The organism is Pseudomonas fungipugnans, assembly GCF_029955235.1.
Lineage (GTDB): Bacteria > Pseudomonadota > Gammaproteobacteria > Pseudomonadales > Pseudomonadaceae > Aquipseudomonas > Aquipseudomonas fungipugnans.
Genome location: NZ_JARBWL010000002.1, coordinates 34,276 through 52,914, shown reverse-complemented (window position 1 = coordinate 52,914; position 18,639 = coordinate 34,276). Strand labels below are relative to the sequence as shown.

The window sequence follows — 18,639 nt, the reverse complement described above, 5'->3', positions numbered from 1 at the left end:
TGTAATGGATGGCTTAGGCGCGCATGCGGGTGATGCGAATCACCCCGGTCAGGGCGCGCAGTTTCTTGATCACGCGGGCCAGGTGTACACGGTCGTGCACGCTGACCACCAGTTGGACCACGCTGATGCGACCATCGCGCTCGTCCATGCTGATTTTTTCGATATTGCCGTCGGCCGCGTTGACGCTGCTGGCCAACAAGGCAATCAGGCCGCGCTGGTGTTCCAGTTCGACGCGCAGCTCGACATTGAATTCGCCGGTAACATCCTTGGCCCACGAGAGCTGGATGCATTTTTCCGGGTTGTGGCGGATTTCGCTGATATTGCGACAGTTGTCCAGGTGCACCACCATGCCTTTGCCCGCAGACAGGTGACCGACAATCGGGTCGCCCGGGATCGGCGTGCAGCACTTGGCGTAGCTGAGTACCAGGCCTTCGGTGCCGCGAATTGCCAGCGGGCCTTCCGGGCTCGGCAGTTGTTCGCCTTCGCCAAGCAGGCGGCGGGCGACGACGTAGGCCATGCGGTTGCCCAGGCCAATGTCTTCGAGCAGGTCTTCGATCAGCTCCAGCCGGTATTCGGTGAGCATCGCCTTGACGCGCTCCGGCGAGACTTTCTCCAGCGAGCTGTCGAAACCGTTCAGCACCTTGTTCAGCAGGCGTTCGCCAAGGCTGATGGATTCGGAGCGGCGTTGCAGTTTCAGGGCGTGACGAATGTGAGTCCGCGCCTTGCCGGTGACCACGAAGTTGAGCCATGCCGGGTTTGGCCGGGCGCCGGGTGCGCTGACGATCTCGACCGTGGAGCCGCTTTGCAGCGGTTCGGACAGCGGTGCGAGGCGACGGTTGATCCGGCAGGCAATGCAGCTGTTGCCGACGTCGGTGTGCACCGCGTAGGCAAAGTCGACCGCCGTGGAGCCCTTGGGCAGTTCCATGATCCGGCCTTTGGGCGTAAACACATAGACCTCGTCCGGGAACAGGTCGATCTTCACGCTTTCGATGAATTCCAGCGAGTTGCCGGCGCGTTGCTGCATTTCCAGCACGCCTTTTACCCACTGGCGGGCGCGGGCATGCGTGCCTTTGGGTTGCTCGTCGCCATTGGATTTGTACAGCCAATGGGCGGCGATGCCGTTGTTGGCCATCTCTTCCATTTCACGGGTGCGGATCTGGATTTCGATCGGTACACCGTGCATGCCGAACAGCGTGGTGTGCAGCGACTGGTAGCCGTTGGCCTTGGGAATCGCGATGTAATCCTTGAAGCGCCCCGGCAATGGTTTGTACAAATTATGCACAGCACCCAGTACGCGGTAGCAGGTATCGACCTTGTCGACGATGATCCGGAACGCATAGACGTCCATGATCTCGTTGAAGGCCCGACGCTTGCCGCGCATTTTCTTGTAGATGCCGTAGAGGTGTTTCTGACGACCGCTGACCTCACCCTGGATTTCATCGACAGCCAGGCAGTGGCTCAGGGACTCTTCGATCTTGTTGACGATTTCCTTGCGGTTGCCCCGGGCGCGTTTGACCGCCTGGTAGATCCGCGCGGAACGCATCGGGTGCATCGCCTTGAAGCCGAGGTCTTCGAATTCTATGCGGATGGCGTGCATGCCCAGCCGGTTGGCGATGGGCGCATAGATTTCCAGGGTTTCCTTGGCGATGCGCCGGCGTTTTTCGCCGGACAGCACTTCCAGCGTGCGCATGTTGTGCAGGCGGTCGGCCAGCTTGACCAGGATCACGCGAATGTCGCGGGCCATGGCCATGGCCATTTTCTGGAAGTTTTCAGCCTGGGCTTCGGCCTTGGTCTCGAAATTCATCTGGGTCAGTTTGCTGACCCCGTCGACCAGTTCGGCCACGGTTTCGCCGAACTGCGCTTGCAGCGCTTCCTTGGCAATACCGGTGTCTTCGATCACGTCATGCAGCATCGCGGCCATCAGGCTTTGATGGTCCATGTGCATGTCGGCAAGAATATTGGCCACGGCAAGAGGATGCGTGACGTACGCCTCGCCGCTGCGGCGGCGCTGGCCGTCGTGGGCTTGTTCGGCGTAGAAATACGCTCGACGGACCAGGTTGACCTGGTCCTTGCCGAGGTAGGTCGATAAGCGATCGGCGAGGGCGTCTATGCTCGGCATGATGACTCCTGCCGTTCGTTGTGACCCCGCGCCGTGCTACGTCGACCAGGCATAGGCTTAGACGGCCTCGTTGGACTCGTCCTCGAACGCTGCGAACAGCGGTTCGTCTTCGACGATCTCGGCATTGGCGATGAACTCGTAGCTCATCAGGCCTTCAGCGATTTCACGCAGCGCTACAACGGTAGGCTTGTCGTTTTCCCACTGAACCAGTGGCTCTTTGCCGCCGGTGGCCAGTTGACGGGCACGCTTGGTGGACAGCATGACCAGTTCAAAACGGTTTTCCACGTGGTTCAGGCAGTCTTCAACGGTTACGCGGGCCATGGTATTCCTCGGAGCGAATGCAATATGCGCGCTGCCCGGGTGGGCGAGCGGACTGAACAGTTTAAAAAATCACCAGCGATTAGGGAAGCGCTGATTTTTTGACCAAGCCCTTCAACGCGCTGCAAGTGCCAATGTAAAGCCCTTGCAGCGGTTTTGGGAAGAGCTGTTTAGCCGAGCAATTCAGCCAAAAGTTTTCCATGACGCTGCTGCTGACGCTTCTGATGCAGCTGATTGGCGCGGAAAATCGCCTTCAGATCGTCCAGTGCGTGGGCGAAATCGTCGTTGATGATCAGGTAGTCATAGTCGACGTAGTGGCTCATTTCGCTGACGGCTTCGCGCATGCGGCCTTCGATGATCTCGTCGCTGTCCTGGCCACGGTTGGTCAGGCGCTGGCGCAGCGCGTGCTGGCTCGGCGGCAGGATGAAGATCGAACGGGCCTGCGGCATCAGCTTGCGCACTTGCTCGGCGCCTTGCCAGTCGATTTCCAGAATCAGGTCATGGCCTTGATCCAGGGTCTGCTGCAGGTGGCTTTGCGAGGTGCCATAGAGGTTGCCGAACACTTCGGCGCGCTCCAGGAAGTCGCCGTGTTCGCTCATCTTCACGAACTCTTCGCGCTCGACGAAGTGGTAGTTCACGCCGTTCACTTCGCCCGGACGCATGGCGCGGGTGGTGTGGGACACGGAGACGCGAATGCTCGAATCGGCGTCGATCAAGGCCTTGACCAGGCTGGTCTTGCCGGCGCCCGAAGGCGCGGAAATGATGTAGAGAGTGCCGGTGCTGTGGTTCATGTCAGGGGTAGCCTTACTCAATGTTCTGCACTTGTTCGCGCATTTGTTCGATCAACACCTTGAGGTTGACCGCCGCCGTGGTGCTGCGCGGATCGAAGGCCTTGGAGCCCAGTGTGTTGGCTTCGCGGTTGAGTTCCTGCATCAGGAAGTCCAGGCGCCGACCGGCCGCACCGCCGGACTTGAGCACCCGGCGAACTTCGATGATGTGAGTGCTCAGGCGATCCAGTTCTTCGGCCACGTCGCTCTTTTGCGCGAGCATGACCATTTCCTGTTCCAGACGCTGCGGGTCCAGCTCGGCTTTCATGTCGGTGAAGCGGTCGAGGACTTTCTGGCGCTGGGTGGCGAGCATTTGCGGAACCAGTTCGCGCAGGGTCACTACGTCTTCTTCAATGGAAGTCAGGCGTTCATTGATCAACCGCGCCAGCTCCGCGCCTTCGCGCTCGCGCCCGGCCTTGAGTTCTTTGAGGCCCTGGTTGAACAGCGCCAGTGCTTCGGCATTCAGGGCTTGCGGGTCAGTGGCATCGCCCACCAGCACGCCGGGCCAGGCCAGGACTTCCAGCGGGTTCAGCGCGGCCGGGTTCTTGATCAGGCCGGCGATGGTCTCGGCGGCCGCCACCAGTTGCGCGGCGCGCTCGCGATCCACTTGCAATGCTTTGCCGGTGCTTTCCTCAGTGAAACGCAGGGTGCATTCCAGCTTGCCCCGGGACAGGCCCTGGCGCAGCGCTTCGCGGACCGCGCCTTCGAGGTCGCGAAACGACTCGGGCAGGCGCAGGTGCGGTTCCAGGTAGCGGCTGTTGACCGAGCGCAGCTCCCAGCTCAGGGTGCCCTGGACGCCGGCTTTTTCGACGCGGGCGAAGGCGGTCATGCTGTGCACCATGGAGGTACCTCGCTAGGCGGGTTGAAGCGTTACCGGAGGTTTCGCGGACCCGCTATCTGTGAATTTATGCCGACAGGCAGCAAAGGCGCAGGATTGTAGCGCAGTGGGGCGGATGCGCCCAAACACGCGGTGTGACAAAGGGCTGCAGGCCGTCGGTAATACGCCTTTTAGCGCGCCTCAAAAGGCCTTCAATTGTCGGGCCGGCTTTTTAGAAGTGCCCAGGTACGGCTGGCGGCTCTATAATGCTCGGCAGTTTTCCGTCCCCAGTACAGGTATTCCCTATGAAACGTCCAAGTGGTCGCGTTGCCGATCAGCTCCGCTCGATCCGCATTACCCGCAACTACACCAAACACGCCGAGGGATCTGTACTGGTCGAGTTCGGTGATACCAAGGTCATCTGCACGGTCAGCGTCGAAAATGGCGTGCCGCGTTTCCTCAAGGGGCAGGGCCAAGGCTGGTTGACCGCCGAATACGGCATGCTGCCGCGCGCCACCGGCGAGCGTAACCAGCGTGAAGCGAGCCGTGGCAAGCAAGGCGGCCGTACTCTGGAGATCCAGCGTCTGATCGGTCGTTCCCTGCGCGCAGCGCTGGACATGTCGAAACTGGGCGATGTCACCCTGTACGTCGATTGCGATGTTATCCAGGCCGATGGCGGCACCCGCACTGCATCCATCACCGGCGCCATGGTTGCCCTGGTTGATGCCTTGAAAGTGATCAAGAAGCGTGGCGGCCTGAAAGGCGGCGACCCGCTCAAGCAAATGATCGCGGCTGTTTCGGTCGGTATGTACCAGGGCGAGCCTGTGCTTGACCTCGACTACCTGGAAGATTCGGCTGCCGAGACTGACCTGAACGTGGTGATGACCAGCACTGGCGGCTTCATTGAAGTCCAGGGCACCGCCGAAGGCGCGCCGTTCCAGCCAGAAGAGCTGAACGCGATGCTGGAGCTGGCGAAGAAAGGCATGAACGAAATTTTCGAATTGCAGAAAGCCGCACTGGCTGACTGATTTTTTGTGATTCAGCAAGGAGAGCGCCATGAGTGAAGAGCAACTTCCGCTACCGACGCCGAGCCGCGAGGTTCGTCAGTGGGCAATGTTTTGTCACTTTTCGGCATTTCTCGGGATGTGGTTCCCGTTCGGCAGCTTGATCGGACCGCTGATTCTCTGGCAGGTGAAGCGCGAGATGGACCCGTTCATCGATGCCCAGGGCAAGGAGGCGCTGAACTTTCAGATCACCGTCGCCATTGCTTCGGCGGTCTGCTACTTGCTGATGTTCGTGCTGATTGGTTTTGCGTTGCTGGGTTTGGTGCTGATTGGCGCGCTGGTGTTGACCATCATCGCCGGGATCAAGGCCAATGAAGGGTTTCCTTATCGTTATCCCTTTACCTGGCGGTTGGTGAAATAACTCAAACCGCCAAGCCCGCTCCCACACTGGGACATCAGCGCTCACAAAAAAGCCGACACATGATGTCGGCTTTTTTGTATCTGCGAATCGACGCTTTAGATAGTCAGCGTCCAGTCGTAGTCCACGATCAGTGGTGCGTGCTGCGAGAACCGTGGCTGACGCGGCAGGCGTGCGCTACGTACGAAGCGGCGCAGGCCGGGGGTCAGCAACTGGTAGTCGAAACGCCAGCCCAGGTTGAGCATCTCGGCCTGTTCGTTGTCCGGCCACCAGCTGTACTGGTCGCCTTCACGGCTGACTTCGCGCAGGGCATCGACATAGCCCATGTTGCCGACAATCTCGTCCATCCAGGCACGTTCAGGTGCCAGGAAGCCCGGGGATTGCTGGCTGTCGCGCCAGTTCTTGATATCCAGCTTCTGTTGCGCCACGTACAGCGAGCCACAATAAATGTACTCGCGACGTTTGCGTCGCTGTTTATCCAGATAACGGGCGAAATCGTCCATTAGCTTGAACTTCTGGTTCAAGTCTTCATCGCCATTCTGCCCCGAAGGGAGCAGCAAGGTCGCGATGCTGACCTTGTCGAAATCGGCTTGCAGGTAACGCCCGTAGCGGTCGGCCGTCTCGAAGCCGAGACCGCTGATGACAGCCTTCGGTTGCAACCGCGAATACAAAGCCACGCCACCTTGGGCGGGTACTTCGGCATCGCAGGCATAAAGGAAGTAGCCATCCAGTTGGAAAGCTGGATCGTCCAGTTCAAAGGCGGAGGCGCGGGTGTCCTGCAGGCAGATGACGTCGGCATTCTGTGCTTGCAGCCAACTGAGCAAACCACGCTCGACTGCAGCCTGAATACCATTGACGTTCACACTGATGATCCGCATAAATGGCCCCAAAAATCGCGTGCGTGTATGATACACGGCGTCAACCTAATTAGCTAAATCCGTGGTATTTGGGGTTTTTTTCATGCAAGCGTATCAGCGCGATTTCATTCGTTTTGCCATCGATCGCGGCGTTTTGCGCTTCGGTGAGTTCACCCTGAAGTCCGGGCGTACCAGTCCTTACTTCTTCAATGCCGGCCTGTTCAACTCGGGTTCGGCCCTGGCACAACTGGGTCGTTTCTACGCGGCAGCCATCGTCGAGAGCGGCATTGCGTTCGACGTACTGTTTGGCCCGGCCTACAAAGGCATTCCGTTGGCGGCGACTACCGCGGTGGCGCTGGCTGAACACCATGAGCGCGATCTTCCATGGTGCTTCAACCGCAAGGAAGCCAAGGCCCACGGCGAAGGCGGCAGCCTGGTTGGCGCACCGCTGACCGGCGATGTGCTGATCATTGACGACGTGATTACCGCTGGCACCGCGATCCGCGAGGTGATGCAGATCATCGCTTCCCAGGACGGCGCCAAGGCCGCCGGCGTGCTGATCGCCCTGAACCGTCAGGAGCGTGGCAACGGTGAGTTGTCGGCGATCCAGGAAGTGGAGCGTGATTTCGGCATTCCGGTGATCAGCATTGTTTCGCTGAACCAGGTACTGGAATTCCTGGCGGACGATCCGCAGCTCAAGCAGCATTTGCCTGCTGTAGAAGCCTACCGAGCCCAATTCGGCGTCTGACCACGATCCCCTGTGGGACGGGCTTGTGTGGCGAGGGAGCTTGCTCTCGCTTGAGTGCGCAGCGCTCACAAGATCCTGGGTCTGCTGCGCAGCCCAGCGGGAGCAAGCTCCCTCGCCACAAATAGGTGTTTTCCCACAGGGATGGCAGGCAAAAAAAGACCCCGCTCAGCCTGGCTGAGCGGGGTCTTTTTGTTTGTGTTGCTTAGTGACGCTTGCGATTGCTGATCAATGTACCCACACCGGTATCGGTGAAGATCTCCAGCAAAATCGCGTTCGGCACCCGGCCGTCGATGATCAGCGAGCTGCCGACGCCGCCCTGTACCGCTTCCAGCGCGCAGCGGATCTTCGGCAGCATGCCGCCGTAGATCGTGCCGTCGGCGATCAACTCGTCGACCTGCTGCGTGCTCAGGCCGGTCAGGACCTTGCCCGACTTGTCCATCAGGCCGGCGATGTTGGTCAGCAGCATCAGCTTTTCGGCTTTCAGTGCTTCAGCCACTTTACCGGCCACCAGATCGGCGTTGATGTTGTACGACTCGCCGTTGGCGCCGACGCCGATGGGCGCGATCACCGGGATGAAGTCGCCTTTGACCAGCAGGTTCAGCAGGTCGGTGTTGATGCCGACCACTTCGCCGACCTGGCCTATGTCGATGATTTCCGGCTGGGTCATTTCTGGCGTCTGGCGGGTCACGGTGAGCTTTTTCGCCCGGATCAGCTCGGCATCTTTACCGGTCAGGCCGATGGCGCTGCCGCCATGGCGGTTGATCAGGTTGACGATGTCCTTGTTGACCTGGCCGCCGAGGACCATTTCCACCACGTCCATGGTCTGGGCGTCAGTGACGCGCATACCATCGATGAAGTGGCTTTCGATCGACAAGCGGTTGAGCAGGTCGCCGATTTGCGGACCGCCGCCGTGAACCACCACCGGGTTGATGCCCACGGCTTTCATCAGCACGATGTCGCGGGCGAAGCCGGTTTTCAGCTCCTCGCTTTCCATCGCGTTGCCGCCGTACTTGATCACCAGGGTCTTGCCGACATAGCGGCGAATGTAAGGCAGCGCTTCGGACAGGACCTTGGCGGTGTTGGCGGCGGCTTCGCGTTCGAGGGTCATTCAGGGCTCCGGGTGCTTCAGTAGATCAAAACGGTAGTTGGAGATCAGGTGCAACGCGCTTCAACTGGACTTTGAACACATCCTTGATGCGCTGCAGTTCAGCCTCGTCATCGGCCTCGAAGCGCAGCACCAGCACCGGAGTGGTGTTGGAGGCGCGAACCAGGCCCCAGCCTTTGGCGTAGTCGACTCGCACGCCGTCAATGGTGGTCAGGTCGGCGCCTTCGCCCCACGTCGCATCGTGCAATGCATCAATGATGCTGAATTTGCTCTCTTCGGTCACATGGATATTGATTTCCGGCGTAGAAATATCGTTCGGGAAGGTCGCGAACAGCTCCTCCGCCGTGGATTTTTCCTTGCTGAGGATTTCTAGCAGCCGTGCGGCGCTGTAAATGCCGTCGTCGAAACCGAACCAGCGTTCCTTGAAGAAGATGTGTCCGCTCATTTCCCCGGCCAGCAGCGCGCCGGTTTGTTTCATTTTCTTTTTGATCAACGAGTGACCGGTCTTCCACATCAGCGGACGACCGCCGTACTCCTTGATCAGCGGAGTCAGACGGCGGGTGCATTTGACGTCGAAGATGATCTCGGCGTCCGGATTGCGTTCCAGCACGTCGCGAGCAAACAGCATCAGCAGGCGGTCGGGGAAGACGATGCTGCCGGTGTTGGTCACCACGCCGACGCGGTCGCCGTCGCCGTCGAAGGCCAGGCCCAGATCAGCATTGGTTTCCTTGACCTTGGCGATCAGGTCCACCAGGTTCTCGGGTTTGCCCGGATCCGGGTGGTGATTCGGGAAGTTGCCGTCCACCTCGCAGAACAGCGGGATGACTTCGCAGTTCAATGCTTCGATCAACTGTGGGGCGATCACGCCCGCGGCACCGTTACCGCAGTCGACCACCACTTTCAGGCGCCGGGCCAGTTTGATGTCCTGGACGATTTCGCTGTTGTAGCGGCCAAGAATTTCGACCTTGGTAATGCTGCCCTTGCCGCTGCTCAGGTTGTTGGTCTTGAGGCGCTCGTGCAGGGCCTGGATCTGTTCGTTGGCCAAAGTGTCGCCCGCGATGACGATCTTGAAGCCGTTGTAGTTCGACGGGTTGTGGCTGCCAGTGAGCATCACCCCGGACTTGCCGGCCAGTACGTTGGCGGCGTAGTACAGCGCAGGGGTTGGCACCAGGCCGACATCACTGACGTGGCAACCGCTGTCGGCCAGGCCTTGAATCAGTTGTTCCACCAGTTCCGGGCCGGACAGGCGGCCGTCGCGGCCAACCGAAACGTTGGGTTCGCCCTGAGCCAGGCTTTGGGCGCCAATGGCACGGCCAAGCCAATAAGCGGTTTCAGCGTTCAGGAATTCCGGGACCGTGCCGCGAATGTCATAGGCGCGGAAGATGCTGTCGGGGAACTTGGGTGCGACTTGGGCTGGGCTGCTCATCTGTGGGAATGCTCCATTTCGAAGTGGGGACCTGCCTGCGAAAATCTTGTCCGCGGGCTCAAACTGAAGGGTATGACGGCGTTTTCCACGCAGAGTTCGTGGTGCGAAAAGGCCATGCCGCCTGCGTCAGTGAGCATTTTGCGAGCCAATGCCTTGATTCTCAGTGGTAAACCTTGCAGATGACGCTTGTGCAATTTCTGCATGCTGCGCATGTGTGGCGAGGGCGCTTGCTCCCGCCTGAGTGCGCAGCACTCACCGGATCGATAATCACTTGCAGAGCCTTGGGGCCGCTACGCAGCCCAGAGCGAGCTTGCTCGCTCGCCACAAGTCACTGGCTGGATCAGTGGCTGCCAGAGTGGCCGAAACCGCCTGCGCCACGTTCAGTTTCAACGAACTCTTGAACCATCTCGAAGCGCGCCTGCACCACCGGTACCAGCACCAATTGGGCCAGGCGCTCGCCGACCTCGATATTGAAGTCGGTCTGGCCACGGTTCCAGCACGAGACCATCAGCGGGCCCTGGTAGTCGGAGTCGATCAGGCCGACGAGGTTGCCCAGCACGATACCGTGCTTATGGCCGAGCCCGGAGCGCGGCAGAATCAGCGCTGCGAGACCCGGATCGCCGATGTAGACCGACAGGCCGGTGGGGATCAGCAGGGTTTCACCCGGCTTGATCACGGTGTCTTTTTCCAGCATGGCGCGCAGGTCGAGGCCGGCGGAGCCTGTGGTGGCGTACTGCGGCAGCGGGTATTCGCGGCCAATGCGTGGGTCGAGGATCTTGGCTTGCAAAGCGTGCATGTAAATTAAACCTGGTTCAGACGGTCGGCGATAAAAGTGATCAGCTGGCGAGCAATCTTGCTCTTGCTGGTCTGGGCGAAAAGTGTGGCGTTTAACTGGCGGTCGATCACGCTGCAGGCATTTTCTTCGCTATTGAAGCCGATACTCGGATTGGCGACGTCGTTGGCGACGATCAAATCGAGGTTTTTGTCTTTCAATTTGCGTGCGGCGTAATCGAGCAGGTGTTCGGTTTCGGCGGCAAAACCGACACTGAACGGACGGTCGGGGCGTGTGGCGATGGTGGCCAGGATGTCCGGGTTGCGCACCATCTGTAGCAACAAGCCGTCGCCGTTCGTAGGATCTTTCTTTAATTTCTGCGGGGCGACTACTTCCGGACGGTAGTCCGCGACTGCTGCCGAGGCGATGAACAGGTCACAGGGGATCGCCGCTTCGCACGCTGCGAGCATGTCCCGGGCGCTGACCACGTCGATACGGGTGACGCGATCCGGGGTCGGCAGGTGCACGGGGCCGGTGATCAGCGTTACGCGCGCGCCGGCTTCCACCGCGGCTTCGGCCAGGGCAAAGCCCATTTTTCCGGAGCTGTGGTTGGTGATGTAGCGCACCGGGTCGATGTTTTCCTGGGTCGGGCCGGCGGTAATCAGTACGTGTCTACCGGTCAGCGCCTGACGCTGGAAGCAGTCCGCCGCGCACTGGGCGAGGTCGGTGGCTTCGAGCATGCGGCCCATGCCGACGTCGCCGCAGGCCTGGCTGCCGGAGGCTGGACCGAAGGTTTTCAGGCCGCGGCTCTCGAGCAGTTGCAGGTTGGCTTGGGTCGCCGGGTCGCGCCACATGGCCTGGTTCATCGCCGGGGCTACAGCGACCACGGCGTCGGTGGCCAGCACCAGCGTGGTCAGCAGGTCGTTGGCGATGCCTTGGGCCAGGCGGGCAATCAGGTCGGCGGTGGCGGGAGCGATCAGCACCAGGTCGGCCCACTTGGCCAGCTCGATGTGGCCCATGGCGGCTTCGGCCGCAGGGTCCAGCAAATCGAGGTGAACCGGGTGCCCGGACAGGGCCTGCATGGTCAGCGGGGTGATGAACTCGCTGCCGCCTTTGGTCATGACCACGCGCACTTCGGCGCCCTGGTCGATCAGGCGGCGAACCAGGTCGGCGCTCTTGTAGGCAGCGATGCCGCCGCCGACGCCCAGAACGATGCGTTTCCGATACAGCCGCTGCATAGGTCTGCCTTTCATTTCGTTGGTGACTGCATGGCGATACCCCCTCCCCAGAGATGAAATCGCCAGCAAAAAAGATGGGCTACGATATCACAGCGACCGCTAGGGAACAGCGGCGCCCACAGACAGGGAAGGTGCCATGAGTATTCGTAATTGGCCTGCGGCGGAGCGCCCGCGGGAGAAGCTGCTTGAACAGGGGGCGGCGAGTCTTTCCGACGCCGAGCTGCTGGCGATCTTTTTACGCAGTGGAGTGACGGGAAAAAGCGCGGTGGATCTGGCGCGACATCTGTTGAATCAGTTTGGCAGCCTGCGCACGTTGCTGGAGGCCGACTTGGCCACGTTCGGCAGCTACCTCGGGCTCGGGCCGGCAAAGTTTGCGCAGCTGCAGGCGGTGTTGGAGATGGGGCGGCGGCATCTTGCCGAGCGAGCACGGTGTAAGCCGGTACTCGAAAATCCGCTGGCAGTACGCGACTACCTGAAGGCGATGTTGCGCCACGAACCGCACGAGGTGTTCGGGTGCCTGTTTCTGGACTCGAAACACCGGGTGCTGGCATTTGAGGCGTTGTTTCGCGGTTCTATCGACTGCACCAGTGTTTATCCACGGCAGGTGGTCAAGCGCGCCCTTGCTCACAACGCCGCAGCGTTGATCCTGTGCCACAACCACCCCTCGGGCAGTACCGACCCAAGCCAGGCGGACCGAACGCTGACCAGGCGCCTGCAAGAGGCGCTGGAGCTGGTCGATGTGCGGGTGCTCGACCATTTCATTATCGGCGACGGTGATCCGCTGTCGATGGCCGAGTATGGGTGGATGTAGGGCGGGGGGCGACTCAAAACCCATGTGGGAGCATCGTCTTGCCCGCCGCCTTCGCAAGCAGGCTCCCTCCCACAGGTTTTGTGGCGGCTTGATTATTTCAGGCTGACTTTGGAGTAATCCTGCCGGCCAAACGGGCTGACCGAATAACCCTGCACGTCCTTGCGTGTCAGGGCGAAGGCAGTCGGGTGGGCCAGCGGCAGCCACAGGGCCTGTTGCTGGATCTGTGCCTGGGCCTGTTCATACAGCTTGGTACGCACCCCTTGCTCGGTGGTGGTCTTGCCGGCGCTGATCAGCTTGTCCAGGTCCTGATTGCAGTAACGGGCGAAGTTGGTCCCGGACTTGACCGCGGCGCAGGAAAACTGCGGCGTGAGGAAGTTGTCCGGGTCGCCGTTGTCACCCGCCCAGCCCATGAACAGCAGGTCGTGCTCGCCGGCCTTGGCGCGTCGAATCAGCTCGCCCCACTCGATCACGCGGATTTCCGCCTGAATGCCGATTTGCGCCAGGTCAGATTGCAGCAGTTGCGCGCCGAGGCTCGGGTTGGGGTTCAGCAGGCTGCCTGAAGGACGGGTCCAGATGGTGGTCTGGAAGCCGTTCTTGAGCCCGACCTTGGCCAGTAATGCCTTGGCCTTTTCCACGTCGTGAGGGTAGCCCGGCAGGTTTTTGGCAGAACTCCAGGTGTTGGGCGGGTAGGGGCCATTGGCAGGTTCGGCGGTGTCTTCGAACACCGCCTTGATGTAATGGGCCTTGTCGAACGCGAGGTTGATCGCCTGGCGCACTTCAGGTTTGTCCAGCGGCGGATGCTGGCTGTTGATGCCGACGAAAGCGGTCATGAACGCGTCAGTTCTTTCCACCTTCAGCGTCGGCTCCAGCATCGCAGCCTGTACGTCCAGCGGCTTGGGCGACAGGGCGATCTGGCACTCGTTACGCCGCAGCTTTTGCAGTCGCACGTTGGCGTCCGGGGTGATGGCGAAGATCAGCGGGTCCACCGATGGCTTGCCGCCGAAGTACTCGGCGTTGGCTCTGTAGCGAACCGATGCGTCCTTCTGGAAGCGCGTGAAAATGAACGGGCCGCTGCCAATCGGCTGACTGTTGAGTTGTTCCGGGGTGCCGGCCTTCATCAGTTTGTCGCCATATTCGGCGGAGTAGATCGAGGCGAAACCCATGCTCAGGGTCGCGAGGAACGTCGAGTCCGGGTGGTCGAGGGTAAAACGCACGGTCAGCGGGTCGAGGGCGTCAATCTTCTTGATCAGCGCCGGCAACTGCATCGATTGCGCGTGCGGGAAGCCGCTCTGGGCCACTTTGTGCCACGGGTTGGCCGGGTCGAGCATGCGGTCGAAGCTGAATTTGACGTCTTCGGCGCTGAGGTCCCGGGTCGGGCTGAAGTACTCGGTGCGGTGGAACTTCACCTTCGGGTGCAGTTTGAAGATGTACGTCAGGCCGTCGGGGCTGACTTCCCAGCTGTCCGCGAGGCTGGCGATCACTTTGCCGCTGGCCGTATCGAATTCCACCAGGCGATTCATCAGCACGTCGGCCGAGGCGTTGGTGGTGGTCAGCGAGTTGTATTGCACCACATCGAACCCTTCAGGGCTGGCCTCGGTGCAGACGCTCAGGGCGGCAGCCATGGCTTGCGGGCTCAGTAGAAACGGGGCGAGCAGCAGTGGAAGGGCGGCGAGGCGCATATCGGGTTTCCTTTGCAGATTGAAGGACCATCTGCCTGTGCAGTCTGGAAAAGGCCTACCCTAGAGGGCTCTTTTGCAAATGACTATCCCCTTTTTCATTTTGGGGGGAGTATGAGCGGCTGATTTCGCTGTGCGGCGGTTGGCGAAACCTGAATTCGGGGTGTTGGCGGATTCTCTGCGACGAGTGGTCGTCTTCCATGACAGCCTTTGTCCAAGGCTCTCGCAGCCCGTAAAACGGGGTTTTTATGAATTCAATGCACACCGATTGTTGTTGCTCTTCAGTCTTTCTGGTATAAAGCAGCGCTCTTTTCTAGGGGCCCGGTTCCTTCACTGTAGGTGTAGCCGGTAAGACCTCTAAAGAAACGCGGCGCCTGGCGCCAAATGACTGAGAGATTAAGCGGCCAACCCATGCCGGGTTGGGCATGTGGTTTTAGAGGGCTGAGGCATGTCGAGAGTATGTCAAGTTACCGGTAAGGGTCCGGTGACTGGGAATAACATTTCCCACGCAAACAACAAAACCCGTCGTCGTTTCCTGCCGAACCTGCAGCATCACCGCTTCTGGGTTGAAGAAGAGAAACGTTTCGTGCGTCTGCGCGTATCTGCCAAAGGCATGCGTATCATCGACAAGCGTGGCATCACTGTCGTGCTGGCCGAAATCCGCAAAGCCGGCAAGATCTAAGGGAGATAATCATGCGTGAATTGATTCGTTTGATCTCGAGCGCCGGTACTGGTCACTTCTACACTACCGACAAGAACAAGCGTACTACCCCGGACAAAATCGAGATCAAGAAATATGATCCGGTTGTTCGCAAGCACGTGATCTACAAAGAAGGCAAAATCAAGTAATTGATTTTTCCCTCTTACGAAAAAGGCCCGTATCGCGAGATACGGGCCTTTTTTGTTGCCTGTGGGTTTTGTGTCGGCTGTCAGGCCCTCTTCGCAAGCAAGCCCGCCACCGTTGATCTTCAGTGAACACAAAGTTTGTATCCGGCGACTATCCCTTGTGGAGGGCGGGCTTGCTCGCGAAGAGGCCAGCCCGGACAACACGAATTCTCAAGTCTTCTGTTCAAACACCACATAAATCTTGCGACACGCCTCCAGCACTTCCCACGTCCCTCGGAACCCGGCCGGAATCACGAAGCGATCACCCACGCGCAGGGTCTTGGCGTTGCCGTCGTTGTCGCGCAGCACTGAAACGCCCTGAACGATTTCGCAGTATTCGTGCTCGGTGTAGTTCACGTGCCACTGGCCTATCTCGCCTTCCCATACACCTGCGCTCATCTGTCCGCAGGGGCTGTTGTAGTGGTTGTACACCGCTTGCTCGGGGTCGCCCTTGAGGACTTTCGCCGGGTCTGGCCGATAGCGGTCGGGCTGAGTGGTGGCCTGGCTGAAATCGACGACATCCTGGATCTTCATTCTTGTAATCCCCCGTGAATACGGCTCGACTGGCTGGAAAGCCCAAAGTCTATGTTTATTAAAATGAACATCGCAAGGCCGTTTACCGCCCTTATGTCAAATATATTGAAACTTCACCTGTCGCTGGTTTAGGGTGGCAGGTGCCTTGGGCCGAAAGCAGGCTGGCCGGGCAGAATTCCTGAGAACGCCCGCGAACAACGCGGGGCGCTCGTATTCAACAAGAGGAGGACACTCGAATGACCACCCTGACTCGTGCCGATTGGGAGCAGCGCGCCCGCGACCTGAAGATCGAAGGCCGCGCCTACATCAATGGCGAATACACCGACGCTGTCTCCAGCGAGACCTTCGAGTGCATCAGCCCGGTCGATGGCCGTCTGTTGGGCAAAATCGCCAGCTGTGACGCCGCCGACGCCCAGCGCGCTGTGGAAAACGCCCGCGCCACGTTCAATTCCGGCGCCTGGTCGCGCCTGGCACCGGCCAAGCGCAAAGCCACCATGATTCGTTTCGCCGGCTTGCTCAAACAGCACGCCGAAGAGCTGGCCCTGCTTGAAACCTTGGACATGGGCAAGCCGATCAGCGACTCCCTGTACATCGACGTTCCCGGTGCGGCGCAAGCCCTGAGCTGGAGCGGCGAGGCCATCGACAAGATCTACGACGAAGTCGCCGCGACTCCGCACGATCAACTGGGCCTGGTGACCCGCGAGCCGGTCGGCGTGGTGGCTGCCATTGTGCCGTGGAACTTCCCGCTGATGATGGCTTGCTGGAAACTCGGCCCGGCGTTGTCCACGGGTAACTCGGTGATCCTCAAGCCGTCCGAAAAATCCCCGCTGACCGCGATCCGCATTGCCGCACTGGCGGTTGAAGCCGGCATCCCCAAAGGCGTGCTCAACGTGCTGCCGGGTTATGGACACACCGTCGGCAAGGCCCTGGCCCTGCACAACGATGTCGACACCCTGGTGTTCACCGGTTCGACCAAGATCGCCAAGCAATTGCTGATCTACTCCGGCGAATCGAACATGAAACGCGTCTGGCTCGAAGCCGGTGGCAAGAGCCCGAACATCGTGTTCGCCGATGCCCCTGACCTGCAAGCCGCTGCGGAGTCGGCGGCCAGTGCCATCGCCTTCAACCAGGGCGAAGTCTGCACCGCCGGTTCGCGCCTGCTGGTCGAGCGTTCGATCAAGGACACGTTCCTGCCGCTGGTGATCGAAGCGCTGAAAACCTGGAAGCCGGGCAACCCGCTGGACCCGGCGACCAATGTCGGCGCGTTGGTGGATACCCAGCAGATGAACACCGTACTGTCCTACATCGAATCCGGCCACGCCGACGGCGCCAAACTGGTCGCGGGCGGCAAGCGCATTCTTCAGGAAACCGGTGGCACTTACGTTGAGCCGACGATTTTTGACGGCGTGAGTAATGCGATGAAAATCGCCCAGGAAGAGATCTTCGGCCCTGTGCTGTCGGTGCTCGCGTTCGATACCGCCGAGGAAGCGATCCAGATTGCCAACGACACGCCGTACGGCCTGGCCGCAGCGGTATGGACCAAAGACATTTCCAAGGCTCACCTGACCGCCAAGGCACTGCGCGCCGGTAGCGTATGGGTCAATCAATATGATGGCGGCGACATGACCGCACCGTTTGGTGGCTTCAAGCAGTCCGGCAACGGTCGCGACAAGTCGCTGCACGCGTTCGACAAGTACACCGAGCTGAAGGCGACCTGGATCAAGCTGTAAGTCGGTTTCCCTGACGACGCAGATCCTCTGTGGGAGCGAGCCTGCTCGCGAAGACGGTGTACCACTCAACATTGATGTTGAATGTACTGGCCTCTTCGCGAGCAGGCTCGCTCCCACTTTGTTTTGTGGTGCCCTGAAAATAATCATCCACAGGAGCGTGGAACATGCGTTGGGCGACGTATTTCGCCGTGTTGGCGTCTGTCTTGAGTGTCGGCCTGGCCCTGGGTGTCAGCATGCCGCTGGTGTCGTTTCGTCTGGAGAGCTGGGGCTACGGTTCGTTTGCCATTGGCGTGATGGCCGCGATGCCGGCCCTCGGCGTGTTGCTGGGCGCGAAGATTTCCAGTCACCTGGCGGCACGTTTCGGCACGGCCAACCTGATGCGGTTGTGTCTGTGGGCGGGGGCGTTGTCCATCGGCCTGCTGGCGCTGTTGCCGAGTTATCCGGTGTGGCTGGTGCTGCGGCTGATGATCGGGGTGATCCTGACCATCGTCTTCATTCTCGGCGAAAGCTGGATCAACCAACTGGTGGTCGAGCAATGGCGCGGGCGTTTGGTGGCGCTGTATGGCAGCAGTTATGCGTTGAGTCAGCTGGCCGGGCCGCTGTTGCTGGGGGTGCTGGGCACTGAGCAGGATTACGGCTTTTGGGTCGGCGTCGCCTTGCTGCTGATTTCGCCGCTGTTGCTGCTGGGCCGCAGTGGTGCGCCGAGCAGCGAAGCCATGAGCGTGACATTCGGCGACTTGCTGGCTTTCTGCCGCGGTCTGCCGGCGATTGCCTGGGCGGTGTCGTTGTTTGCTGCATTTGAGGCAATGATCCTGACGTTGTTACCGGTCTATTGTCTGCGACAGGGCTTCAGCCCGGAAATTGCCTTGGCGATGGTCAGCACCGTGGTGGTCGGCGATGCCTTGTTGCAGTTGCCGATTGGCGCGCTGGCTGATCACCTGTCCCGACGCACCTTGTTCAGCGGTTGTGCGGTGATCCTGCTGCTGTCGAGCCTGGCGATTCCGCTGTTACTCGACACACTGCTGATCTGGCCGTTGTGGGTGTTGTTCGGCGCCAGTGCTGGTGGTTTGTTCACCCTGTCGCTGATCCTGATCGGCGAGCGCTATCGCGACGATGCACTGGTGCGGGCCAACGCGCATATCGCGCAGTTGTGGGGGATCGGCTGCCTGATCGGACCGCTGGCGGCGGGTGCTGGCAGTCAGTGGATCAGCGGGCATGCGTTGCCGTTGCTGATGGCAGCGGGGGCGTTGGGGCTGGTGATTCTGTTGATGCGAGAGGGGGCGTTTGGGGCGGCGGCTGAGCCCGCCTGACGCGGGACTGTCAATCATCACCTAACCCCTGTGGGAGCAAGCCC

General features: G+C 60.2%; 18 protein-coding genes and 1 pseudogene. 8 read left to right on the top strand and 11 right to left on the bottom strand.

All coding sequences use genetic code 11. The features are described 5' to 3' along the window. Positions 1-13: 13 nt before the first annotated feature. From spoT to POF45_RS15225, 4 genes are all read right to left on the bottom strand, one after another. Positions 14-2,119, bottom strand: coding sequence for a bifunctional GTP diphosphokinase/guanosine-3',5'-bis pyrophosphate 3'-pyrophosphohydrolase (gene spoT / locus POF45_RS15240; RefSeq protein ID WP_259497580.1), 2,106 nt, complete (start codon positions 2,117-2,119; stop codon positions 14-16). A 57-nt stretch (positions 2,120-2,176) separates the two neighbouring features. Beyond that, complete coding sequence (gene rpoZ, locus POF45_RS15235) at positions 2,177-2,440, bottom strand: DNA-directed RNA polymerase subunit omega (RefSeq protein ID WP_007894670.1); 264 nt, start codon at positions 2,438-2,440, stop codon at positions 2,177-2,179. 167 nt (positions 2,441-2,607) lie between these two features. Then, a complete protein-coding gene (gmk, locus tag POF45_RS15230) occupies positions 2,608-3,228 on the bottom strand; it encodes a guanylate kinase (RefSeq protein ID WP_259497578.1) in 621 nt (206 codons plus the stop codon). A gap of 13 nt (positions 3,229-3,241) precedes the next feature. Then, positions 3,242-4,105, bottom strand: coding sequence for a YicC/YloC family endoribonuclease (locus POF45_RS15225; RefSeq protein WP_259497576.1), 864 nt, complete (start codon positions 4,103-4,105; stop codon positions 3,242-3,244). A gap of 281 nt (positions 4,106-4,386) precedes the next feature. On the opposite strand from POF45_RS15225, the gene rph reads away from it, so the two are divergent. Together rph and POF45_RS15215 are read left to right on the top strand one after the other, a co-directional pair. Next, positions 4,387-5,109 (top strand): ribonuclease PH, encoded by a 723-nt coding sequence (gene rph / locus POF45_RS15220; RefSeq protein WP_046030686.1) that lies wholly within the window; start codon positions 4,387-4,389, stop codon positions 5,107-5,109. Positions 5,110-5,137: 28 nt separating this feature from the next. Beyond that, positions 5,138-5,506 carry a DUF4870 domain-containing protein gene (locus tag POF45_RS15215; protein WP_259497573.1) on the top strand — a complete coding sequence of 123 codons (369 nt, stop codon included), beginning with the start codon at positions 5,138-5,140 and terminating at the stop codon, positions 5,504-5,506. A gap of 95 nt (positions 5,507-5,601) precedes the next feature. Here the strand turns inward: POF45_RS15215 and crc are convergent, their stop codons facing one another. Further along, positions 5,602-6,381 (bottom strand): catabolite repression control protein Crc, encoded by a 780-nt coding sequence (gene crc / locus POF45_RS15210; RefSeq protein WP_003176915.1) that lies wholly within the window; start codon positions 6,379-6,381, stop codon positions 5,602-5,604. Positions 6,382-6,463: 82 nt separating this feature from the next. On the opposite strand from crc, the gene pyrE reads away from it, so the two are divergent. Next, positions 6,464-7,108 (top strand): orotate phosphoribosyltransferase, encoded by a 645-nt coding sequence (gene pyrE, locus POF45_RS15205; RefSeq protein ID WP_265041728.1) that lies wholly within the window; start codon positions 6,464-6,466, stop codon positions 7,106-7,108. Positions 7,109-7,310: 202 nt separating this feature from the next. On the opposite strand, the gene argB is transcribed toward pyrE, so the two are convergent. The 4 genes and pseudogenes from argB to coaBC form a co-directional block, all read right to left on the bottom strand. Next, on the bottom strand, positions 7,311-8,216 hold the full coding sequence (argB, locus tag POF45_RS15200) for an acetylglutamate kinase (RefSeq protein ID WP_259497566.1): 906 nt from the start codon (positions 8,214-8,216) through the stop codon (positions 7,311-7,313). A 25-nt stretch (positions 8,217-8,241) separates the two neighbouring features. Beyond that, positions 8,242-9,618 (bottom strand): annotated as a pseudogene (locus POF45_RS15195) (phosphomannomutase/phosphoglucomutase); the annotation flags it as partial. A gap of 361 nt (positions 9,619-9,979) precedes the next feature. Further along, positions 9,980-10,435, bottom strand: a complete 456-nt coding sequence (gene dut, locus POF45_RS15190) for a dUTP diphosphatase (protein ID WP_259497564.1) — start codon at positions 10,433-10,435, stop codon at positions 9,980-9,982. A gap of 5 nt (positions 10,436-10,440) precedes the next feature. Then, the gene (gene coaBC, locus POF45_RS15185) at positions 10,441-11,649 is read right to left on the bottom strand and encodes a bifunctional phosphopantothenoylcysteine decarboxylase/phosphopantothenate--cysteine ligase CoaBC (protein WP_259503305.1); all 1,209 of its coding nucleotides are present in this window, start codon (positions 11,647-11,649) and stop codon (positions 10,441-10,443) included. Positions 11,650-11,785: 136 nt separating this feature from the next. Between coaBC and radC the strand changes: the two genes are divergently transcribed. Beyond that, complete coding sequence (gene radC, locus POF45_RS15180) at positions 11,786-12,460, top strand: RadC family protein (RefSeq protein WP_259497563.1); 675 nt, start codon at positions 11,786-11,788, stop codon at positions 12,458-12,460. Positions 12,461-12,552: 92 nt separating this feature from the next. On the opposite strand, the gene POF45_RS15175 is transcribed toward radC, so the two are convergent. Next, a complete protein-coding gene (locus POF45_RS15175) occupies positions 12,553-14,139 on the bottom strand; it encodes an ABC transporter substrate-binding protein (RefSeq protein ID WP_259497561.1) in 1,587 nt (528 codons plus the stop codon). Positions 14,140-14,584: 445 nt separating this feature from the next. Here POF45_RS15175 and rpmB point away from each other — a divergent pair, with 445 nt between their 5' ends. Continuing rightward, positions 14,585-14,818, top strand: coding sequence for a 50S ribosomal protein L28 (rpmB, locus tag POF45_RS15170; protein ID WP_007894701.1), 234 nt, complete (start codon positions 14,585-14,587; stop codon positions 14,816-14,818). Between the two features lie 11 nt (positions 14,819-14,829). Continuing rightward, positions 14,830-14,985: a 50S ribosomal protein L33 gene (rpmG, locus tag POF45_RS15165; protein ID WP_003177274.1), complete on the top strand. Its 156-nt coding sequence runs from the start codon at positions 14,830-14,832 to the stop codon at positions 14,983-14,985. Between the two features lie 207 nt (positions 14,986-15,192). Here the strand turns inward: rpmG and POF45_RS15160 are convergent, their stop codons facing one another. Beyond that, positions 15,193-15,555, bottom strand: coding sequence for a cupin domain-containing protein (locus POF45_RS15160; protein ID WP_259497556.1), 363 nt, complete (start codon positions 15,553-15,555; stop codon positions 15,193-15,195). A 236-nt stretch (positions 15,556-15,791) separates the two neighbouring features. On the opposite strand from POF45_RS15160, the gene POF45_RS15155 reads away from it, so the two are divergent. Then, complete coding sequence (locus POF45_RS15155) at positions 15,792-17,285, top strand: aldehyde dehydrogenase (protein ID WP_259497554.1); 1,494 nt, start codon at positions 15,792-15,794, stop codon at positions 17,283-17,285. A gap of 164 nt (positions 17,286-17,449) precedes the next feature. Further along, positions 17,450-18,595 carry an MFS transporter gene (locus POF45_RS15150; RefSeq protein WP_282316055.1) on the top strand — a complete coding sequence of 382 codons (1,146 nt, stop codon included), beginning with the start codon at positions 17,450-17,452 and terminating at the stop codon, positions 18,593-18,595. Positions 18,596-18,639 lie beyond the last annotated feature (44 nt).

Bases quoted from the DNA above. Each gene is read 5' to 3' on its own strand.
- radC (WP_259497563.1), top strand. From the start codon at position 11,786: ATGAGTATTCGTAATTGGCCTGCGGCGGAGCGCCCGCGGGAGAAGCTG.
- POF45_RS15175 (WP_259497561.1), bottom strand. From the start codon at position 14,139: ATGCGCCTCGCCGCCCTTCCACTGCTGCTCGCCCCGTTTCTACTGAGC.
- rpmB (WP_007894701.1), top strand. From the start codon at position 14,585: ATGTCGAGAGTATGTCAAGTTACCGGTAAGGGTCCGGTGACTGGGAAT.
- coaBC (WP_259503305.1), bottom strand. From the start codon at position 11,649: ATGCAGCGGCTGTATCGGAAACGCATCGTTCTGGGCGTCGGCGGCGGC.
- spoT (WP_259497580.1), bottom strand. From the start codon at position 2,119: ATGCCGAGCATAGACGCCCTCGCCGATCGCTTATCGACCTACCTCGGC.
- rpmG (WP_003177274.1), top strand. From the start codon at position 14,830: ATGCGTGAATTGATTCGTTTGATCTCGAGCGCCGGTACTGGTCACTTC.
- POF45_RS15155 (WP_259497554.1), top strand. From the start codon at position 15,792: ATGACCACCCTGACTCGTGCCGATTGGGAGCAGCGCGCCCGCGACCTG.
- dut (WP_259497564.1), bottom strand. From the start codon at position 10,435: ATGCACGCTTTGCAAGCCAAGATCCTCGACCCACGCATTGGCCGCGAA.
- POF45_RS15160 (WP_259497556.1), bottom strand. From the start codon at position 15,555: ATGAAGATCCAGGATGTCGTCGATTTCAGCCAGGCCACCACTCAGCCC.
- crc (WP_003176915.1), bottom strand. From the start codon at position 6,381: ATGCGGATCATCAGTGTGAACGTCAATGGTATTCAGGCTGCAGTCGAG.
- argB (WP_259497566.1), bottom strand. From the start codon at position 8,216: ATGACCCTCGAACGCGAAGCCGCCGCCAACACCGCCAAGGTCCTGTCC.
- gmk (WP_259497578.1), bottom strand. From the start codon at position 3,228: ATGAACCACAGCACCGGCACTCTCTACATCATTTCCGCGCCTTCGGGC.
- pyrE (WP_265041728.1), top strand. From the start codon at position 6,464: ATGCAAGCGTATCAGCGCGATTTCATTCGTTTTGCCATCGATCGCGGC.
- POF45_RS15225 (WP_259497576.1), bottom strand. From the start codon at position 4,105: ATGGTGCACAGCATGACCGCCTTCGCCCGCGTCGAAAAAGCCGGCGTC.
- rph (WP_046030686.1), top strand. From the start codon at position 4,387: ATGAAACGTCCAAGTGGTCGCGTTGCCGATCAGCTCCGCTCGATCCGC.
- POF45_RS15150 (WP_282316055.1), top strand. From the start codon at position 17,450: ATGCGTTGGGCGACGTATTTCGCCGTGTTGGCGTCTGTCTTGAGTGTC.
- POF45_RS15215 (WP_259497573.1), top strand. From the start codon at position 5,138: ATGAGTGAAGAGCAACTTCCGCTACCGACGCCGAGCCGCGAGGTTCGT.
- rpoZ (WP_007894670.1), bottom strand. From the start codon at position 2,440: ATGGCCCGCGTAACCGTTGAAGACTGCCTGAACCACGTGGAAAACCGT.